This is a genomic window from Winogradskyella psychrotolerans RS-3, assembly GCF_000427335.1.
In the GTDB taxonomy this organism is placed as follows: Bacteria; Bacteroidota; Bacteroidia; order Flavobacteriales; family Flavobacteriaceae; genus Winogradskyella; species Winogradskyella psychrotolerans.
The window spans coordinates 72,125-88,510 of record NZ_ATMR01000095.1 but is presented as its reverse complement, the minus strand read 5'-3'; the positions used below and the strand labels follow the sequence as shown (position 1 = coordinate 88,510).

At 33.1% G+C, this 16,386-nt stretch carries 12 protein-coding genes and 1 pseudogene; 5 read left to right on the top strand and 8 right to left on the bottom strand.

What is annotated here, in order from left to right; translation table 11 throughout:
* Positions 1–28 precede the first annotated feature (28 nt).
* Together ADIWIN_RS08965 and ADIWIN_RS08960 are read left to right on the top strand one after the other, a co-directional pair.
* Positions 29–1,087, top strand: coding sequence for a sensor histidine kinase (locus ADIWIN_RS08965; RefSeq protein ID WP_040756802.1), 1,059 nt, complete (start codon positions 29–31; stop codon positions 1,085–1,087).
* The gene (locus tag ADIWIN_RS08960) at positions 1,084–1,812 is read left to right on the top strand and encodes a LytR/AlgR family response regulator transcription factor (protein WP_020897701.1); all 729 of its coding nucleotides are present in this window, start codon (positions 1,084–1,086) and stop codon (positions 1,810–1,812) included. The genes ADIWIN_RS08965 and ADIWIN_RS08960 overlap by 4 nt, the downstream gene beginning before the upstream one ends.
* On the opposite strand, the pseudogene ADIWIN_RS21860 reads toward ADIWIN_RS08960, so the two are convergent.
* Positions 1,809–8,100, bottom strand: a pseudogene (locus ADIWIN_RS21860) (alpha-2-macroglobulin family protein). The gene ADIWIN_RS08960 and the pseudogene ADIWIN_RS21860 overlap by 4 nt on opposite strands.
* A 210-nt stretch (positions 8,101–8,310) precedes the next feature.
* On the opposite strand from ADIWIN_RS21860, the gene ADIWIN_RS08950 reads away from it, so the two are divergent.
* Complete coding sequence (locus ADIWIN_RS08950; RefSeq protein WP_020897697.1) at positions 8,311–9,255, top strand: tetratricopeptide repeat protein; 945 nt, start codon at positions 8,311–8,313, stop codon at positions 9,253–9,255.
* A 134-nt stretch (positions 9,256–9,389) separates the two neighbouring features.
* Here the strand turns inward: ADIWIN_RS08950 and ADIWIN_RS08945 are convergent, their stop codons facing one another.
* Positions 9,390–9,695 (bottom strand): type II toxin-antitoxin system RelE/ParE family toxin, encoded by a 306-nt coding sequence (locus ADIWIN_RS08945; protein WP_020897696.1) that lies wholly within the window; start codon positions 9,693–9,695, stop codon positions 9,390–9,392.
* Positions 9,696–9,698: 3 nt separating this feature from the next.
* Positions 9,699–9,917 (bottom strand): hypothetical protein, encoded by a 219-nt coding sequence (locus tag ADIWIN_RS08940; protein WP_020897695.1) that lies wholly within the window; start codon positions 9,915–9,917, stop codon positions 9,699–9,701.
* A 209-nt stretch (positions 9,918–10,126) separates the two neighbouring features.
* On the opposite strand from ADIWIN_RS08940, the gene ADIWIN_RS08935 reads away from it, so the two are divergent.
* Positions 10,127–11,482 (top strand): UDP-N-acetylmuramate--L-alanine ligase, encoded by a 1,356-nt coding sequence (locus tag ADIWIN_RS08935; RefSeq protein ID WP_020897694.1) that lies wholly within the window; start codon positions 10,127–10,129, stop codon positions 11,480–11,482.
* Positions 11,483–11,590: 108 nt separating this feature from the next.
* Positions 11,591–12,991: a hypothetical protein gene (locus ADIWIN_RS08930; protein ID WP_020897693.1), complete on the top strand. Its 1,401-nt coding sequence runs from the start codon at positions 11,591–11,593 to the stop codon at positions 12,989–12,991.
* Between the two features lie 99 nt (positions 12,992–13,090).
* Here ADIWIN_RS08930 and ADIWIN_RS08925 read toward each other — a convergent pair whose 3' ends face one another.
* The 5 genes from ADIWIN_RS08925 to ADIWIN_RS08905 form a co-directional block, all read right to left on the bottom strand.
* Positions 13,091–13,888: a haloacid dehalogenase type II gene (locus ADIWIN_RS08925; protein WP_040756800.1), complete on the bottom strand. Its 798-nt coding sequence runs from the start codon at positions 13,886–13,888 to the stop codon at positions 13,091–13,093.
* A gap of 52 nt (positions 13,889–13,940) precedes the next feature.
* The gene (locus tag ADIWIN_RS08920) at positions 13,941–14,597 is read right to left on the bottom strand and encodes a DsbA family oxidoreductase (RefSeq protein ID WP_020897691.1); all 657 of its coding nucleotides are present in this window, start codon (positions 14,595–14,597) and stop codon (positions 13,941–13,943) included.
* 50 nt (positions 14,598–14,647) lie between these two features.
* Positions 14,648–15,319 (bottom strand): hypothetical protein, encoded by a 672-nt coding sequence (locus ADIWIN_RS08915; protein ID WP_020897690.1) that lies wholly within the window; start codon positions 15,317–15,319, stop codon positions 14,648–14,650.
* Positions 15,320–15,338: 19 nt separating this feature from the next.
* Positions 15,339–15,665, bottom strand: coding sequence for an EthD family reductase (locus ADIWIN_RS08910; protein WP_020897689.1), 327 nt, complete (start codon positions 15,663–15,665; stop codon positions 15,339–15,341).
* Positions 15,666–15,751: 86 nt separating this feature from the next.
* Complete coding sequence (locus ADIWIN_RS08905) at positions 15,752–16,315, bottom strand: carboxymuconolactone decarboxylase family protein (protein ID WP_020897688.1); 564 nt, start codon at positions 16,313–16,315, stop codon at positions 15,752–15,754.
* Positions 16,316–16,386: the final 71 nt, after the last annotated feature.

Genomic DNA, 16,386 nt, shown 5'->3' with positions numbered 1-16,386 from the left:
TAATTATATCTCGGCTAAAGAAGAATAAATGAAGCTTTTAACAAACTATAAATACTGGATTATTAATTTTTTTGGGTGGATTTTATTCGCGCTTTTTATGCTCACTATAGACAAGATATCCTATGGAGGAGGTAGTTCTAATGATAGAATGTATTACCTTTTGTCTGAAGGAGTCTTGTGCGGCTTATTGGGTTTTGTTTTATCTTTTGTTATTCTATACTTTATCGAAAATTATTTTAATATAGGTGATTATTCTAAAGCTGATGTCTATAAACTTATTGCTGTAATTATTGTAACGCAGTTGATTTATCACCTGTTACTTTGGCCTATTTTAGGGATTCCTGCGAGTTATTTTTTGAATGAACGTATAGAGTTAACTTTATTACAAAAGTTAACCAATGTGCCTCATTTTTTGGCCTATTTTGTGGTTTGGTTATTTGTTGTCTTAACCTTAAAGTTAGTACATCACATTAATACTATTAAAGTGAAACAATTACAACTAGAAGCCAATTTAAAAGAGTCGCAACTCAATACGTTGAAAGGGCAGATTAATCCACATTTTATGTTTAATAGTTTGAATAACATTCGTGGACTAATGCTAGAAGATGCAAATGTCGCCAGAAACATGTTGACCAATTTATCTGAAACATTGCGGTATTCGCTTACCAAAAGTGAATTGAATTCTATTTCGCTAGAAGATGAATTAGAAATGGTAGAAAACTATGTTGAAATTTCTAAAATTCAGTTTGAAGATCGTTTGCAGTTTGAAACTCATATTGACGAAGAATCCTTAAATAAACAAATTCCACCAATGATTATTCAGATGCTTGTTGAAAATTCTTTAAAGCATGGTATTTCAAATATAAAAAGTGGAGGTGAAGTTACTTTATCAACGCTTGTGTCGGATCATCAATTACAAATTGAGGTTACCAATTCTGGGAAACTACAGAAAAGCGAAAATTCTACACAGTTAGGTGTAAAGAATATAAAGAGACGTCTAGAATTGCTTTATGGCCAAAATGCGACCTTTACCTTAAAAGAAATCAAAAATAAAGTGGTTGCCACTATTAAAATGCCAATCGTATGAAAACATTAAAAGCTGTTATTGTAGAAGATTCACGTTTGGCTCGTAATGAGTTAAAAGAACTATTGAAAGTTCACCAAGACATAGAACTCATTGGTGAAGCCGAAAATGTAGATGAAGGTTTTGAGCTGATTACTAAAACAAATCCTGATTTACTTTTCTTGGATATCAATATGCCAGAGAAAGATGGTTTTGAACTTCTTGAAATGCTTGATGACGTGCCAATAACTATTTTTACTACCGCTTTTGATGATTATGCCATTAAATCTTTTGAGTACAACGCATTCGATTATTTATTGAAGCCTATTAGTCAAAAACGTTTTTCAAGTTCGATTACTAAGGTTCTTGAAAAAATTAGTACTACATCTACCACAACCGAAAAAGAAGAGGGACTGCGTTTAGATAAACAGATTTTTATTAAAGACGGTGAACAATGTTGGTTGGTTAAAGTTCAGGATATTTCATTGTTTGAAATTGTTGGTAATTATACACGTGTCTTTTTTGATTCGAATACTCCTCTAATTTATAAATCACTCGCGCAAATAGAAGAAAAGTTACCTTCAGATGTGTTTTTTAGAGCCAACCGACAACAAATAATAAACATTAATCACGTTAAAAAAGTCGTCTCATGGTTTAATGGAAAGCTAAAAATAGAAATGAATTCTGGAGAAGAAATTGAAATCTCCAGAAGACAATCCTATATTTTTAAAGATCAATTAAGTTTTTAGTCCACCGTAATCCTAACACCTTCACTATGACTACTAAATTCTGGTGCATACATACTCTGAATGGTGCTAATGCCATTACTCATGTCACCAGCGTTATTAACACGTAAATCGTATTCAAACACATAAACCCCTTTTGGTAAATAATCCATAAAGAAATTGGTGGCAGCATCTTTTGTGCTTTCGTAATAACCCAATCCATCTTGCCATTTGTATTGCGAGAGTACATTTACCGGTTCTAAACCAGCGGCGCGCATATCTTTTAGATGTACAAATTCCATAATGCGGTCGGTTCTCAATTCAATTCTAACTCTAATTAAATCACCAACTTTTAATTTTGTATTTGAAGTAATTTCGGTGATTTCTTCTCCTTTATCGGTATTCGATTTTAAGAACAATTTTTTACTTAATTTTAATGGTGTCTCAGCTGAAGTTATTTTATCTAAATCCTCAAAATATTGCCAGTATAACGCTCCCCAAGCAATACCGTCTCCTTTTTTAGTAATGGTAACATCAGCTTGTTCTGGTTTAATTTCAGAACCATTCCAAGAGGTTTTATAATACCCTGTGCCAGCTTCTACTTTTACGTTTTCTAATGTTTCAGGTGAAATCGTTTCACCACCAACTTTAACGTCTACTTGTTCTGTAACACTTAGCCAATCGCTTCCTTGTAACAATAGCGCATATACAGCTTCTGAGGTGGCTTTAGTCGTTTTCCAACTGTTGGTTTGCTTGTTTTTAAGTAACCATATTTTTAGATTGTCTACAACTTCGAGATTCTTCGCTTCGCTCAGAATGACATTTCCAATTTCAGAAAACACTTCCACCATTAAGGCTTGTGTTTCAACTGGTGCTTGGTACCAATGCCATGAGTTGGTGTTGGTTTTCCAATACATGCCTAATTCTTCTGAAGTAATACTATTTTCTTTTAATGACTTAACAATTTTACCAACCGTTTTTGCGTCATCTGATCTATACATGGTTAAAGCCATTAAACCTTTCTCGTATAATGAACGCGATAACCAATACTTTTGAATCTGACTTTGGTAATATTCCATAATATTTTGAACCTCTTTAGAAGGTGTCATTTCTGAATAAAAACTTCTGGTATACAAATAATGCAATTGCGTATGCGATAAATGATCTTTGCTTAAGTCGGCATCCTTGTTGTGCTTTCTAATGTCTTTATATTCTTGAACGAATTGGGCATCTAAATAGTCTATGGCGTTTTCAATCATAGTTTCTTCATCTGAAGTCGAAGTTACATTTAACTGTTTTAAATGTCCAAAACCAGCAATAATATGTTGGGTGATAAATCGATTGTCACGCCCGCCATTAAACCAAGGCCAAGCTCCAGAACCGTGTTGATTATTCTTTAGTTTACGAACAGCAGATTGCAATTCATTCGTCATTTTATTCAAGTCGAATAATAACGCGATTCGTTTTTCTGTTCGGTTTCGGATTCCGCATCACGTAACCAAGGTGTTTCTTGTATTAATAATGATTTTAATTCTTGGTTCTTTTCTAAATTAGACAATAAAGCGTCAGTAGATTTCCATTGGTTGAAAACCGCTTCAATTTTTGGATTCGATTTTACAATATGTTGCGCTAAGGCATTCGCATAGTAACGTGAAAATGTTTGCTCATTGCACTCATAAGGATATTCCATTAAATAAGGCAAAGCCTGAACCGCATACCACGCCGGATTCGATGTCATTTCTAAGGTCAACTTATGGTGACTGAGCGTCGTGGAAGTATTATTCTTCAACTTATCTAAAGTAAACGTTTTGGTCTGGTTAGAACGGATCCACATCGGAAGCGTTTCAGTCACTAGCATTCTGTTAGATAAAACAGGTAAGGCATTTTGCTCGCCATCACTAAAATCACCAGCTTTTGCAATCACTTTATATTGTACCGCTTGGATGTTTTTTGGAATATTTAAACTCCAAGATACTTGCGTATTGCCTTTCGCATCTACAATAAAATTGGATGTGTTATTCGAATTTGAAAGTTCTGTATCAATCGATTTACCCGTTACAGCATCGGTCAAAATTAATTGAGCAACTCCAGATAATTCATTGTCTGTAAGATTTGCAATTTTTGTACTAATAGTAATTTCGTCGCCTTCTCTTAAAAAACGAGGAGCATTCGGTATTACCATCAATTCTTTTTGCGTCACTGTTTCTAATTTCGTCACGGCACTTTCCAAAGTTTTAGTGTGTGCCAATAATTGTAGCTTCCATTTAGTTAAAGCTTCTGGTGCCGTAAAATTGAAGCTCACATTTCCTTCCTTGTCGGTTTGTAATTGTGGAAAGAAGAAGGCGGTTTCGTTTAGGTTTTTTCGGATTTTTACTTTTTGTAAGTCGCTAAGATCTTGGTTAGTTGTAATTATTATAACTCCATTTTTACCTTTTTCGCCATATAGAGCAGTTCCTTCCTCGGCTTTTAAGATCTTATATTCTAAAATATCTGAAGCTTCGATAGATCTAAATTGTGTTTCAGTTGCTATGTTTCCATTGATTATAAAAAGCGGTTCGCTGTTACCAGTTATAGACCCTGTGCCTCTCAAAATAATAGAGCTGTCAGATCCAGGTTGACCTGAACCAGATGTTATATTTAGTCCTGAAACTGCTCCATTCAAATTGTTCAAAGCCGTTTTATTTTCCGCAGCCTCACCATAACCAACAGTTACAACCTCTTCTAATTCTGCAGAATCTGAAACCATTGCCACAGCTTCGGGAGAAGAAAGCCTTTTGCTTTTACTTAAGTACCTGTAATTATTTCCAAAGTAAAATCCAAACCAATTTAATTCATCATAACCTTGATATGGATATGTCACATCTGTATAAAAATTATTGAATACTCTAAAATTAGTGTTTCCGAAACTTTGTCTAGAATTTTTGCCTAATCTACCATGATAAACAGGGTTGTTAATAGGATTAAAATTCCAATTGTGTGTTCTAAACTCGTCTAAAGAGGTATCGTACATGCTAGCTAATAATTCTGCAGATACTTTATCTCCTTTAGGGCCTTTTATTTTAAAACTCCAAGTTTCATCTTGTCCTGGTTGTAGTTTATCTCTAAACGTTGTGGTTTCAATATTTAAATCCGTTTTAGGATAAGGGACACTAACATTAAAACTCTGAGATTTAAATTCGTTGAACGCTGCAAAAGACGTATGAACAGCAAAACCACCTACATCACTTGCTAAAACGGGAATTATAATTGTTTTTCTCGAATTATTAAGCTCCACTAATTGTGTCATTATAATTTTACCGTCTTTTTCAATTTCAACAGTAACGGTTATATGTTCTGCGGCAGAACCTAAAGTTAGTTTTGCCATAGAATTAATGTCATAACTTTCTTTATCCAATTGCGCTTCATACAATTGGTGGTCTGCAACCGTTTTGTCCTTATCACTAAAAAGAGATGTAAACACTTGGTCTTTTACCGGTTGTCCAAATTTATCTTTGCTTTCTGCAACAATAATATACTGACCAGAATCCCATTTGTGAAGTCGTTTTAGAATGATCGTTTTTCTTTTTCGGTATCAAATTCGGTGCTAAAAACTTCGTCTCCTTTGGTCCAATTGATTAGTAGACCTTCATTATCATAGGCTTCATGAGGAAATAGCTTTTTAAATTCAGCTTCAGAAAGCTTTTGGTAGTCTGGTGCTTGCCAAGGCCGTGTTCTTAAAATGCGATCTGGTGCACTTAGTTTATATATTTTTAATTGTCCTTTTGCTGGTGCGAATTCTCCATTAAGATTTTGCGACGCTAAAGTGAATTCAATTTCTTTTTGATCTTTATCAATTTTCTGAGGAGCAAGAATATTGAGCGTCATAGCATGATAACCAACATTAACAATTGTAGATGTTGAACGCGTTTCACCGTTGATATCTGTAATATCTGCTGTGATTTCATAATTAAAAACAGGGAGATTTTCTTTAGAGACACTTGCATCCGGAAGTGCTTTAAACATAATTTCAAACTCTCCTTTATCATTTGTCTTAGTCTCACCAAAAGTGATTTCTTGGGCTTCCACATTAAAATATGGACGTCTCCAATAATACCAACTAGGAAATCTTACATTTCGTTTTACACGATACACCACTATAGCATCTGTAATGGTGCTCCCAGCAAACGCGATTGCCGTTCCGTTTACCGTAATGCTGTCGTTTACTTTGTAAGTTTCTGTTATGGGTTGAAATTCTGGTTTAAACTTTGGTCGCTTGTATTCTTCCACAGAAATATTCGTATAACTATTAGTTCCACTAAACATATTAATAGTGTAATTACCCGTTAAACCATCGTTTGGTAGTAATAATTCTCCATGAACCGAACCGAACTCATTAGTTAATAAATTTAGTTCCTTGACAATCTCTCCATTAACATTCATTAATTTGACTATTGCAGTTGCGTCTTCTGAGACTGTGGTCTTTTCGTCTTTAGATTTGGTAGCAATACCTTTAAAATAAACTATTTGTCCTGGTCTGTAAATACTTCGATCTGTGAATAAGAAGTTACGGTACTGTGTATCGTTGTTTTTATTTTGGTTATAAGTTCTGTTAATGTAATAGTCGCCAAAATAAGCCGTATCGTTTTTAGAGTTGACATTTATTTGAATGCTATTGTAATAGTTATTGTCTTTTGTGAATTGAAATTTTCCAAAATGGTCTGTTGTAAATACTTTCGTGAATTGTTTGCTGTTGTGAGTATTATAGGAGAGTTTCACCTTAATGTTAGCTTGAGGTTTTCCATTATGTCTATCAATAACTTGATAAACCTGTACATCATTTTCTAAACTTTCTACTAATGCTAAATTCGTAGCTTGAATATGCGCTGTAGCAAAAACATTCGTGTAGTTGTCAGTATTAGTATCGGCTTTAACGATGTATAAACCATTATTTAGATTTGGTAATACAATTTCAGTGCTATGATTTTGGTAATCGCCTTCGGATTTTAATGTGCTCGAAAACGTTTTAACCGGATCTAGTTTTTTGAAGAACTCCATCTTTTTATCATCACTATACGTGCGACTGTAAAGCTCTAATTGCTTTTGTGAAACTTTATAAACTTTAAATTCTAAGCCTTCTAAATTCTTATACGTCGCTAATAATTTTGAAGGTGAATTGATACCAATAAATTCTTCGACTTGAAGCTCTAAGTTGGGTTTACCAATTTGCGCTATTAAAAACTCACATTTTTGAGCGCCAATGCTATTCGGGAATTTAGAAATTGCCACATTACAAATTGCTATCGCTTCCTTTAGTTTCCATTGGCTTTTGCTGTTGATTTCATTTTCTCCTGGTGTATGATTGAATAAATTACCTTGTTTTTCATGCAGCTTAGCAATTTCATAATCATATAACGTCGATAATTCTGAAGCTTTTAATTTTTTTGATGTCGATTGTAACGTATTCAAAAGTTGATCTTCTAAATTTGAAAACGTGCCATGTTGCGCTACAAAATTTAAACGTTCAATATCTACATCTGCAAAGGCCTTTGAAGTTTTGCCTTTACGATGAAATTTCAATAAATTTTGATAGATTTTTAAAGCATTACGTTGAAGCGATAAGCTGTCTTTAGAGCTTAAATCTATCCTTGTGAAAATTTCACTATCAGCAATAAAGTGATTGTTATCAATAGTGAATTTGTAAGCAGGTTGTGTAATGCTGTTTTCGTCCGTTTTATAAAAACTAAGTGCATTATGACTTAACAAATCAAATAATGTAGGTCTATATATTTTAGAATTTTCAGATTCATTTAAAAGTAGCGCATAATCACTTAGTGATTCTTGTTGCAATAAATCTGAATTTTCAAGTGAACGCTGATAATACAAATGAATTTCATTGAACAAAGTCTCTAAATCCCAAGTTCTAAAGTCATCACTTATCTTTTCTGACGTTTTAGTTCTGTTATAAAATTGGTAACGACTTTGTTGAAAATATTGCCAGTACATGGTAGCTAACATATTTTCTAAGAGGTGTTTGGTGATCTCGTTTTTAGTCGCGTTGATTTCGGCTTTGTACCGATTAACAATAGAGAGCTGAGCATCTTCTTCTAGTATGAGCATATACTTACTGATATGTAATAATGCTTTGATGCGCTGCTGCGTATTGTCAGCGTTAACGGCATTTTTATAAATGGTTTCAACCAAATCGGCAGCACTTTTTGTAAGGCCGTCATATTCGAGTTTGTCCACTTCTTTCCATTGATCTTCAAAATCGTTTTGAGCATTAGAAAAGGAAACGATGCATATTAGCATGAGTATAGATATATAGTTTTTCATAGTTTTTCCGCAAATGCGGTAATATTTGATGAGTCTGTTTCGGTTAATATAGAGGCGAACAGATTCTGTTAGCTTTGCCAAAATACATTCAAAATGTATTCCAAAATAGGCATAATGAGTTAACGACTCATTTCGATGAGTGAAGTTAACAATTTGTTGAGGAACCTGAGCGTTTAATAATTGTATTTTTGTCTAAATTGCCCATATTATATGAATAGATTTTTGTTTATTTTATTACTATCGTCATTCTGTTTTTCTCAAACATCAATAGATAATGCAGAAGCATTTATTGCTAAAAAGGAGTTTATAAAAGCTCAAGACGAAATGACATTGTTTTTAAGTTCTAATCCTGATGATTTAAAAGCTATTGAACTTTTAGGTGATGCCTATGGACATCAAAAGAAATGGGATGAAGCTATTGAACAATATCAGATTTTAAAACAAAAACGTCCTCAGAACGCCAATTATTATTATAAATATGGTGGAGCTTTGGGGATGAAAGCGTTAAGTATAAGTAAGCTAAAAGCATTAGGTATTATTGGTGATGTTAAAGATTCGTTTCACAAGGCAGCCCAATTAGATCCAAATCATATCGATGCACGTTGGGCTTTGGTTGAGTTGTATGTATCTTTGCCAGGTATTGTTGGAGGAAGTTTCTCTAAAGCTTTAAGTTATGCTGAGCAATTAGAACAACTCTCTAAAGTAGATGGTTATTTAGCAAAAGGCTATGTTTACGAATATGATGACGAACCAGAATTGGCCGAAAAATATTATAGACTAGCTATAAAAGTTGGTGGCTCTTTAACCTGTTATGAAAAATTGACCAATTTCTACGAAGGTCAGAAGCAACCAGAAAAAGCCATCGGAAATCTAGAAGAAGCTAAGGATAAACACCAACGTAATGCCATGCATTATCAAATAGGTAAAGTCTGTGCCGATTATAATATTCAGTTAGATAAAGGTGAAGGCATGCTGAAAGTTTATCTTTCAAACCATTCAGCAAAAGACGGTGTTCCCAAAGAATGGGCTTATTACCGTTTGGCACAAATTTACAAGCATAAAAACAATAAGGCTGAAGCCTTGATTTGGATCAATAAAGCAATTTCGGGTTTGCCAGATATTGATGTATTTCAGGAGTTTAAGGGAGGTATTTAGTCCACCGTTTGAATTATAATGTACTTATGAATTCGATTATTTTCAAGTACACCCCAAACTGAATATTGTATATGGCTTTTAGAGTAGGTGAGAATATGCAACTACTATAGCTCTTGTTGAGGTTTCGTGCTTTTTCAATCGATATCTTTTTTTAATTTCTCAGGATGTTGTCTTGTATCAAATATTGTGATGATTTCTATCTCTTTCTTTTCTTCTTTTATTCGATAAAAAAATGATGTTTGTTTTGTTACAACACATTTGTAAAGGTTATCAAATTCCGATGATTTTTGACAACTATTTGGCTCAATTGATATTTGCTTAATCTTTTCAGTCAGTTTGGTAATAAACTTATCTCTTGTTTTTAAATTCCAATTTTCTGATAGATATTCACATAGTTTTAGAAGTTTTGTTTCGGCAAGTTCAGATAAGAATACTTTCATTTTCTATGAAATTTTCTTCAAAAAAGAATCATAAGAAATTCTTTTACCTTGGTTAAGATCTTCAATGCCTTTTTCAATTTCATTTTGCTCAGACGAACTTAATTCATCCCAAAAGTCTTTTTTCTCGTTTTTTACGAAATCAGATACACGTTGAATAAATTCAGAATTTTCATTTTCTAATATGATTTTCAATAATTCCAGTTTTGTTGCTTGAATATCCATGTTGTAATCTTTTAAACAAATTTACGAAAAAACTTTCTTTTACGTCCGTTTCAGTATATAGCTCAATATAGTGTAATCGTAGGTTGATGTTATTCACACATATTTAATTCCATCAATTAACTCTCTTAAATCAACAGAGAGGTAAAGCTTTTAGTTCTTCTAATTTCAAAAAACTTATAGTATTTTTACGGTATACATTTAAGGATACTATGAACGTACATTTTATCGCTATTGGTGGTGCAGCAATGCACAATTTAGCCTTAGCACTTCACAATAAAGGTTACAAAGTTACAGGAAGCGACGATACTATTTTCGAACCTTCAAAATCGAGATTAGATGCTAAAGGGTTATTGCCTGAGGCTTTTGGTTGGTATCCTGAAAAAATTACTTCAGATTTAGAAGCTATCGTTTTAGGAATGCATGCTAAAGCTGATAATCCGGAATTGCTAAAAGCTCAAGAACTCGGTTTAAAAATCTACAGTTATCCTGAATTTCTATTCGAACAAGCCAAAAATAAAACACGTGTGGTTATTGGAGGAAGTCATGGAAAAACAACGATTACTTCCATGATTTTACATGTAATGCATTATCACGATCGTGATGTGGATTATATGGTTGGTGCACAATTGGACGGTTTTGATGTGATGGTAAAACTCACGGAAAACAATGATTTTATCGTTTTAGAAGGAGATGAATATTTAAGTTCACCAATTGACTTACGACCAAAATTTCATTTATATAAACCTAATATTGCCTTGTTAAGTGGTATTGCTTGGGATCATATTAATGTGTTTCCAACGTATGAAAATTACGTGGAGCAGTTTAGCATATTTGTAGATTCTATTGTCACAGGTGGAAGTATTAATTATAACGAAGAAGATCCTGAAGTAAAGCGTGTCGTGGAAGCTTCCGAAAATCAGATTCGAAAAATAGCCTACAAAACTCCAGAATACACCGTTGAAAATGGTGAAACCTTATTAGAAACTCCAGAAGGGCCAATGCCAATTGAAGTCTTTGGTGCGCACAACTTAAATAATTTAGCTGGTGCCAAATGGATTTGCCAACATATGGGCATTGATGAAGATGATTTCTACGAAGCCATTTCAACCTTTAAAGGAGCCAGCAAACGTTTAGAGAAGATTGCTGAATCTAAGACAAGTGTCGCTTATAAAGATTTTGCGCACTCACCGAGTAAAGTAGAAGCCACAACGAAAGCGGTTAAAGAACAATACAGCGACAGAACTTTAGTCGCTTGTTTAGAATTGCATACCTATAGCAGCCTTAATGCCGAATTTCTAAAAGAATATAAAGGAGCTTTAGATGCTGCAGATGTAGCGGTCGTTTTCTATTCTCCACATGCGGTTGAAATTAAGAAATTAGAAGAAGTTACCAAAGAGCAAATCGCGAATGCTTTTGAGCGCGATGATTTAATCATTTACACCAATCCAGAAGATTTTAAAAACTTCTTATTCGAACAAAATTTTGATAATAAATCGTTGTTATTAATGAGTTCTGGGAATTATGGTGGTTTGGATTTTGATGAGGTGAAGAATTTGATTAAATAGATTTGTCATTCTTATCCTGTAACAGAATATCATAATCATTGACTTTTTGAATCGTAGGACGTAACAATTATTCTTTTTATAAGACTGATATGTTAGAACTTATTATTTATGAAATTTAATCGTATTTTCTATGATTCACATGTAAACTTCAAATCAATTTCTAAGAAGAGAATTGTTTTGTCATTTATTATTGGATTATTATCTGCGATTATACTCTACAGTTTTTATGATGTTTTGCGAGAAACGGATAGGATGCTATTTCTTAATTTTGAGAATAGACCCGTTATAATTCCTGAATCTGAAAGACAATTATACAATTTATTCTTCGCTGCAATTTCAATGGTTATAGGAAATTCTATTGGTATTAGCTATTTGTTTTCTAGGCCTCAAAAAGCATTTTCAAGAAGAAACAATAAGCGCAATAGAGTTCTTAATGACCAAGCTTTTTTAGGGGCAACTTTTCTTCATTGGTTTACAAAAATTTGGTTTCTATTTTGTGTTTTTGCTTCTCAATTTATGGGCTCGAAATTTATCGATACATTTTTATGGCCTTCAATCTTATTGGTCATAGTACTTTATTTAGATAGTTGGAAAACACTGATAACCGTTATAAAAAATAACCGTTGGAAAATTCAAAGTATTCATTTGATAGTTTTTGTAGTGCTTACTTTTATGCTTAGTCGTGTTTATTTTATAGATTATAAATCTTTGGATGCGTCCATGATGGCTTCAAACCCAACAGTGGATGTACCGTCTAGTGTATACCTCAATGATAACTATCGTAGATACTCTTATGATAATTTAGTCATTAAAATGGATTTTGATTCGAAGCATCTCGTTTGCTTATTTAATGAAGCAAATGAACAAATAGAATGGTCTGATTTATATAGATTAATATTAGATTTTAATGAGGGCCAGTATTATTCTAGTCGAACGCTAGTACGATTACGGGCAAATAGAAATATACCTATTAAGTATATTAAAGAATTTGAACTTCAACTTTTGGAAATGAATCAATGGAGATTGGTCTATGAAGTAGCTAATAATGATGAATTGACGGAAAGCTATTATAATAATGAATTGGACAAACGTATTTCTCCTTCCTTACAAGAAGCTTTTACAAGAATCGGAAAACCACCTAGAGTTCCAGGTTGGGATTTTTATAAAGATCAGAAGTTTCAAGATACATTAAGCGTTTATATTTCAGAAGGGATTAAAATTGATAATCGTGAGATTCCACTATATATGCTTCCTGAAAAGCTCAAAAGTCATATTAATGAATCATCTATTATGGAATATATTTATGGAGATAATGTAACCTATCAAGATTATATTGATGTGTTATCTGCTCATAAAATCTCAGTATGGGAATTAAGAGCGACTGAAAATTATGAAGAGATAGATGCTCAGATTCGAAAAAATATATTTAGCCGTGATGATAAACTTTATGAAGAAAGAGATAGAATTACAAAGGAGTATCCGTTTCGCATTACGGAACGTTTTGAATAAGTGCTTGTAATTACAAAGCTTAATATTTTAAAGCAACAAAGGAGCTTTATTGAAGCTCCTTTGTCATTTAGTAAATCATTTTCTTTTTCAATAGATACTTTATTTATAAGTCACCAAAACATCAGCCACCTTTTGTAAATCTGATTCTACAATTTCAGTTTTTGGTGCTAATGGAAATAATTGTTGACCAGGTCTGCTGATAAATGCAGCTCTCCAACCAGCCCAAACGGCTCCGGCAACATCCCAACCATGTGCTGCGATTAGCATACATTCTTCTGGTTTTACACCCATTTTACGTGCTGCCCAAGTGTAGGCATCTGTAAATGGTTTAAATTTTCCTATATCTTCCACGCTTAAACGTTCATCAAAAAAGTCGGTTAATCCGGCACTTTCAAATTGTTTTTTTACACCTTCGTTAGATGAATTAGTGAAGGACACTAATTTATAACCGTCTGCCTTTAGTTGCGTTAGGGCTGCTTTTACGTCTGGATGTGCTGGTAATCCTCTTAAAGAATTTACGATGACGTTTCGAGCTTCTTTTTCAGAAATTGAAATGTCATTATTTGCGGCCACCATTTGTAATGCTGCTGCACCAATATTACCAAAGTGTTCGTATTGTCCACTTGCGGTAGTTACTAATGAATATTGTAACATCGTAGTAAACCAAAGCGATAATAAATCTTCTCTACCATTTAGCGCTTCACCAACTTGCTTTTTCATTTGGGTAAGGTCTAAAAGCGTTTCGTTAACATCAAAAAATAATACTTTAGGTCGTGTTGTGTTTGTCATAATGTTTTTATTTTCTTGTGTGTTTCCTAATACTAAGTTAGGCATTAACATTCCTGTTGTACCCATAATTCCTAAATTTTTAATAAAATTCCTTCTGTTGTTTTTCATTATTATGCTTTCGGTTTTTATATAAATAATTTGAATATAGCGAACTGCTGCGTTAGATGGATTTCTGCTCAGCAATTAATTCAGTTAACACTTGTTTAAAGGTATCTACAGGTTGCGCACCGGTAACGGCACTTTTTCTGTTAAACACAATTGTTGGAACAGAGTTTACACCCAAATTTTTCCAATAATCTTGTTTTTCTCTTACTTCTAATCGTGCGTCTTCGCTATCCAATTTTGCTAAGGCTTCATCTGCGTTTAAACCAACACTTAAAAGTGTCTCTTTTAAGACGTCTTTTTTAGACACATCTTTTCTGTCGCTAAAAAACGCTTTAGTGAATGCCATTTTTAATTCGGTTTGTTTCCCGAAGTCTTTAGCATATTCTAATAAAATATGAGCATCAAAGGTGTTAACCATACGCATCTCATCAAAATAGTCGAATTTAAAACCTAATTCTTCACCAGCATCTGCCATATGTTGTTGCGATGCTCTTTGTTGATCTAAAGTCGAACCGTATTTTTCAGTAATGTGTTCTATCACATTCTGACCTTCGGCTGGCATATTAGGATTCAACTCAAAAGGTTGCCATTCTATATCTATTTGGTCTTCAATTCCTAATTCTGAAATCGCTTTTTCTAAACGTTTGTAACCAATGGTACACCAAGGACAAACGACATCTGAAACGATATCTATTTTTAATTTATTTGCCATGTTTTTATTTTTAATTAAACTTTATATATGTATCCGTTATACTAATTTTATTATTTGCTAATTAGATTAGTATTTAGAAAGCTATTTTCCCTTTGTTCATCTTCTGTAACTTGATCTTTTTGCACTACATTTAAAACCATAGAGTTAACTATTCTGCTTTTATTTAAATCTTTATTTATAATTAGAGCTTTATGAAAAACACCTAACGTATCGACATCAGGTTTCGGACTGCTATTATTAATTATAAGAATAAAATAATTATTCATATTAACTAACTTTAATTTTGAAATAAAAGGTAATAATACGTCCTCATTATCTTTAAAAACAGGTGAAAAATTATTGAAATAATCTTCAGGTGCTTCAAAGGCTTTATTAGCGTAAGTATAATAATCCGCTATGTGCAATTCACTTTTAATAGCGCTAGGTTCGTAACCCAGCATTAATATAGATTGATCTGCAGCATTATCTACATGAAAAGGTGTAGTCACCTGCTGATCAAATCGAACTAGCCAATGATAGCTTAGTTTTTTATTGAATTTTGAAACACTAAGTTTTGATAATTCTTTTTTTAGGTCTATCATAATAGACCTGAATTCATAAGGTGTTAATTCTTTTTTTCTGAAAACTAGGTGGATAAAGCCAGGCGTTTCCGTAGTAGTTCTAAAAACGGCTTGGAAGCTCTTATTGGCTATTTGTTTTATCGTTTCCCCTTCAATTTTCATTTAAACACCTTTATAATTACTAGTCTTTAGTTTTAAAGATAACCAATTTACTAATTTGAAGCTCTGCCTGTACATTACTATAATTTTTTACATCAGCAGCAAAGGTCGCTGCATGAGGGCCAAAAGCCTCTTGAAAAGACGCTACATCATCAAATAATAAATGTGCAATAGCAACATAAGGAGCAGATTCTCCTGGAACTCTACTTGCGATACCCAAATCTAACTCTAATCCTTTTAAGGCGTTACCAATAAGTTTTGTAACCATTGGTAAGTGCTTATTTTGGTAGTAGTCCGTATCAAATTGTACGTCTTTACTATTAGGGTACATTACAGAAACTTTTATCATAATATTAATTTTTAAAGATTAATAAACCTTCCGAATCAACGGAAGGTTTAAAGCTATTAATCAACCTGTGGCTTGGTTTATAGGGATTATTTAGCCACATTCTCTTTAGACCATGTAAATGCTTTAAATCCGGCATCTACAGGTGTATTTGCAATATGATTTACATAGTTACTTATTGTTTTTTGAGATAAGCCTAAGATGATCTCTAATACTTGTGCTTCACCATAACCAACAGCATAAAATGCATCTAAATCATCTTGAGTTACATAACCACGATTTCTAACAATAGTTAATGTTAAGGTACGTAAAGCTTCTAATTTTGAACTTTCAAGTGGTGTTTCATTACGTAATGCTTCTGTGATAGCGTCATCTACTTTCATCATTTTTGCGATACCTGTATGTGCAGGAACACAATAATGACAAGCGTGTTCTACGTTGATAGTTTGCCACACCACTGTTAATTCTTCTTCGTTAAATGAAGAGTCAACAAATAATTGGTGTAAAGTTTGGTAAGCTTCTAATATTTTTGGTGCTCCAGCTAAAACGCCATGTAAACCAGGAATCATTCCGTAAGCTTTTTGAGAGTTCTCTAATAATGCTTTACTGTCTTCTGGTGCGCTTTCGATATTGTGAATTTTTAAAGTTGTCATAATTTTTCTTTTTATTATTTGTAAATGTTAAATTTATCTAAACGTTCGTTTAGTTATTTGCCAAAAAAAGG

Coding starts and splice junctions, on each gene's coding strand:
- ADIWIN_RS08965 (WP_040756802.1), top strand. CDS start 29: ATGAAGCTTTTAACAAACTATAAATACTGGATTATTAATTTTTTTGGG.
- ADIWIN_RS08960 (WP_020897701.1), top strand. CDS start 1,084: ATGAAAACATTAAAAGCTGTTATTGTAGAAGATTCACGTTTGGCTCGT.
- ADIWIN_RS08950 (WP_020897697.1), top strand. CDS start 8,311: ATGAATAGATTTTTGTTTATTTTATTACTATCGTCATTCTGTTTTTCT.
- ADIWIN_RS08945 (WP_020897696.1), bottom strand. CDS start 9,695: ATGAAAGTATTCTTATCTGAACTTGCCGAAACAAAACTTCTAAAACTA.
- ADIWIN_RS08940 (WP_020897695.1), bottom strand. CDS start 9,917: ATGGATATTCAAGCAACAAAACTGGAATTATTGAAAATCATATTAGAA.
- ADIWIN_RS08935 (WP_020897694.1), top strand. CDS start 10,127: ATGAACGTACATTTTATCGCTATTGGTGGTGCAGCAATGCACAATTTA.
- ADIWIN_RS08930 (WP_020897693.1), top strand. CDS start 11,591: ATGAAATTTAATCGTATTTTCTATGATTCACATGTAAACTTCAAATCA.
- ADIWIN_RS08925 (WP_040756800.1), bottom strand. CDS start 13,888: ATGAAAAACAACAGAAGGAATTTTATTAAAAATTTAGGAATTATGGGT.
- ADIWIN_RS08920 (WP_020897691.1), bottom strand. CDS start 14,597: ATGGCAAATAAATTAAAAATAGATATCGTTTCAGATGTCGTTTGTCCT.
- ADIWIN_RS08915 (WP_020897690.1), bottom strand. CDS start 15,319: ATGAAAATTGAAGGGGAAACGATAAAACAAATAGCCAATAAGAGCTTC.
- ADIWIN_RS08910 (WP_020897689.1), bottom strand. CDS start 15,665: ATGATAAAAGTTTCTGTAATGTACCCTAATAGTAAAGACGTACAATTT.
- ADIWIN_RS08905 (WP_020897688.1), bottom strand. CDS start 16,315: ATGACAACTTTAAAAATTCACAATATCGAAAGCGCACCAGAAGACAGT.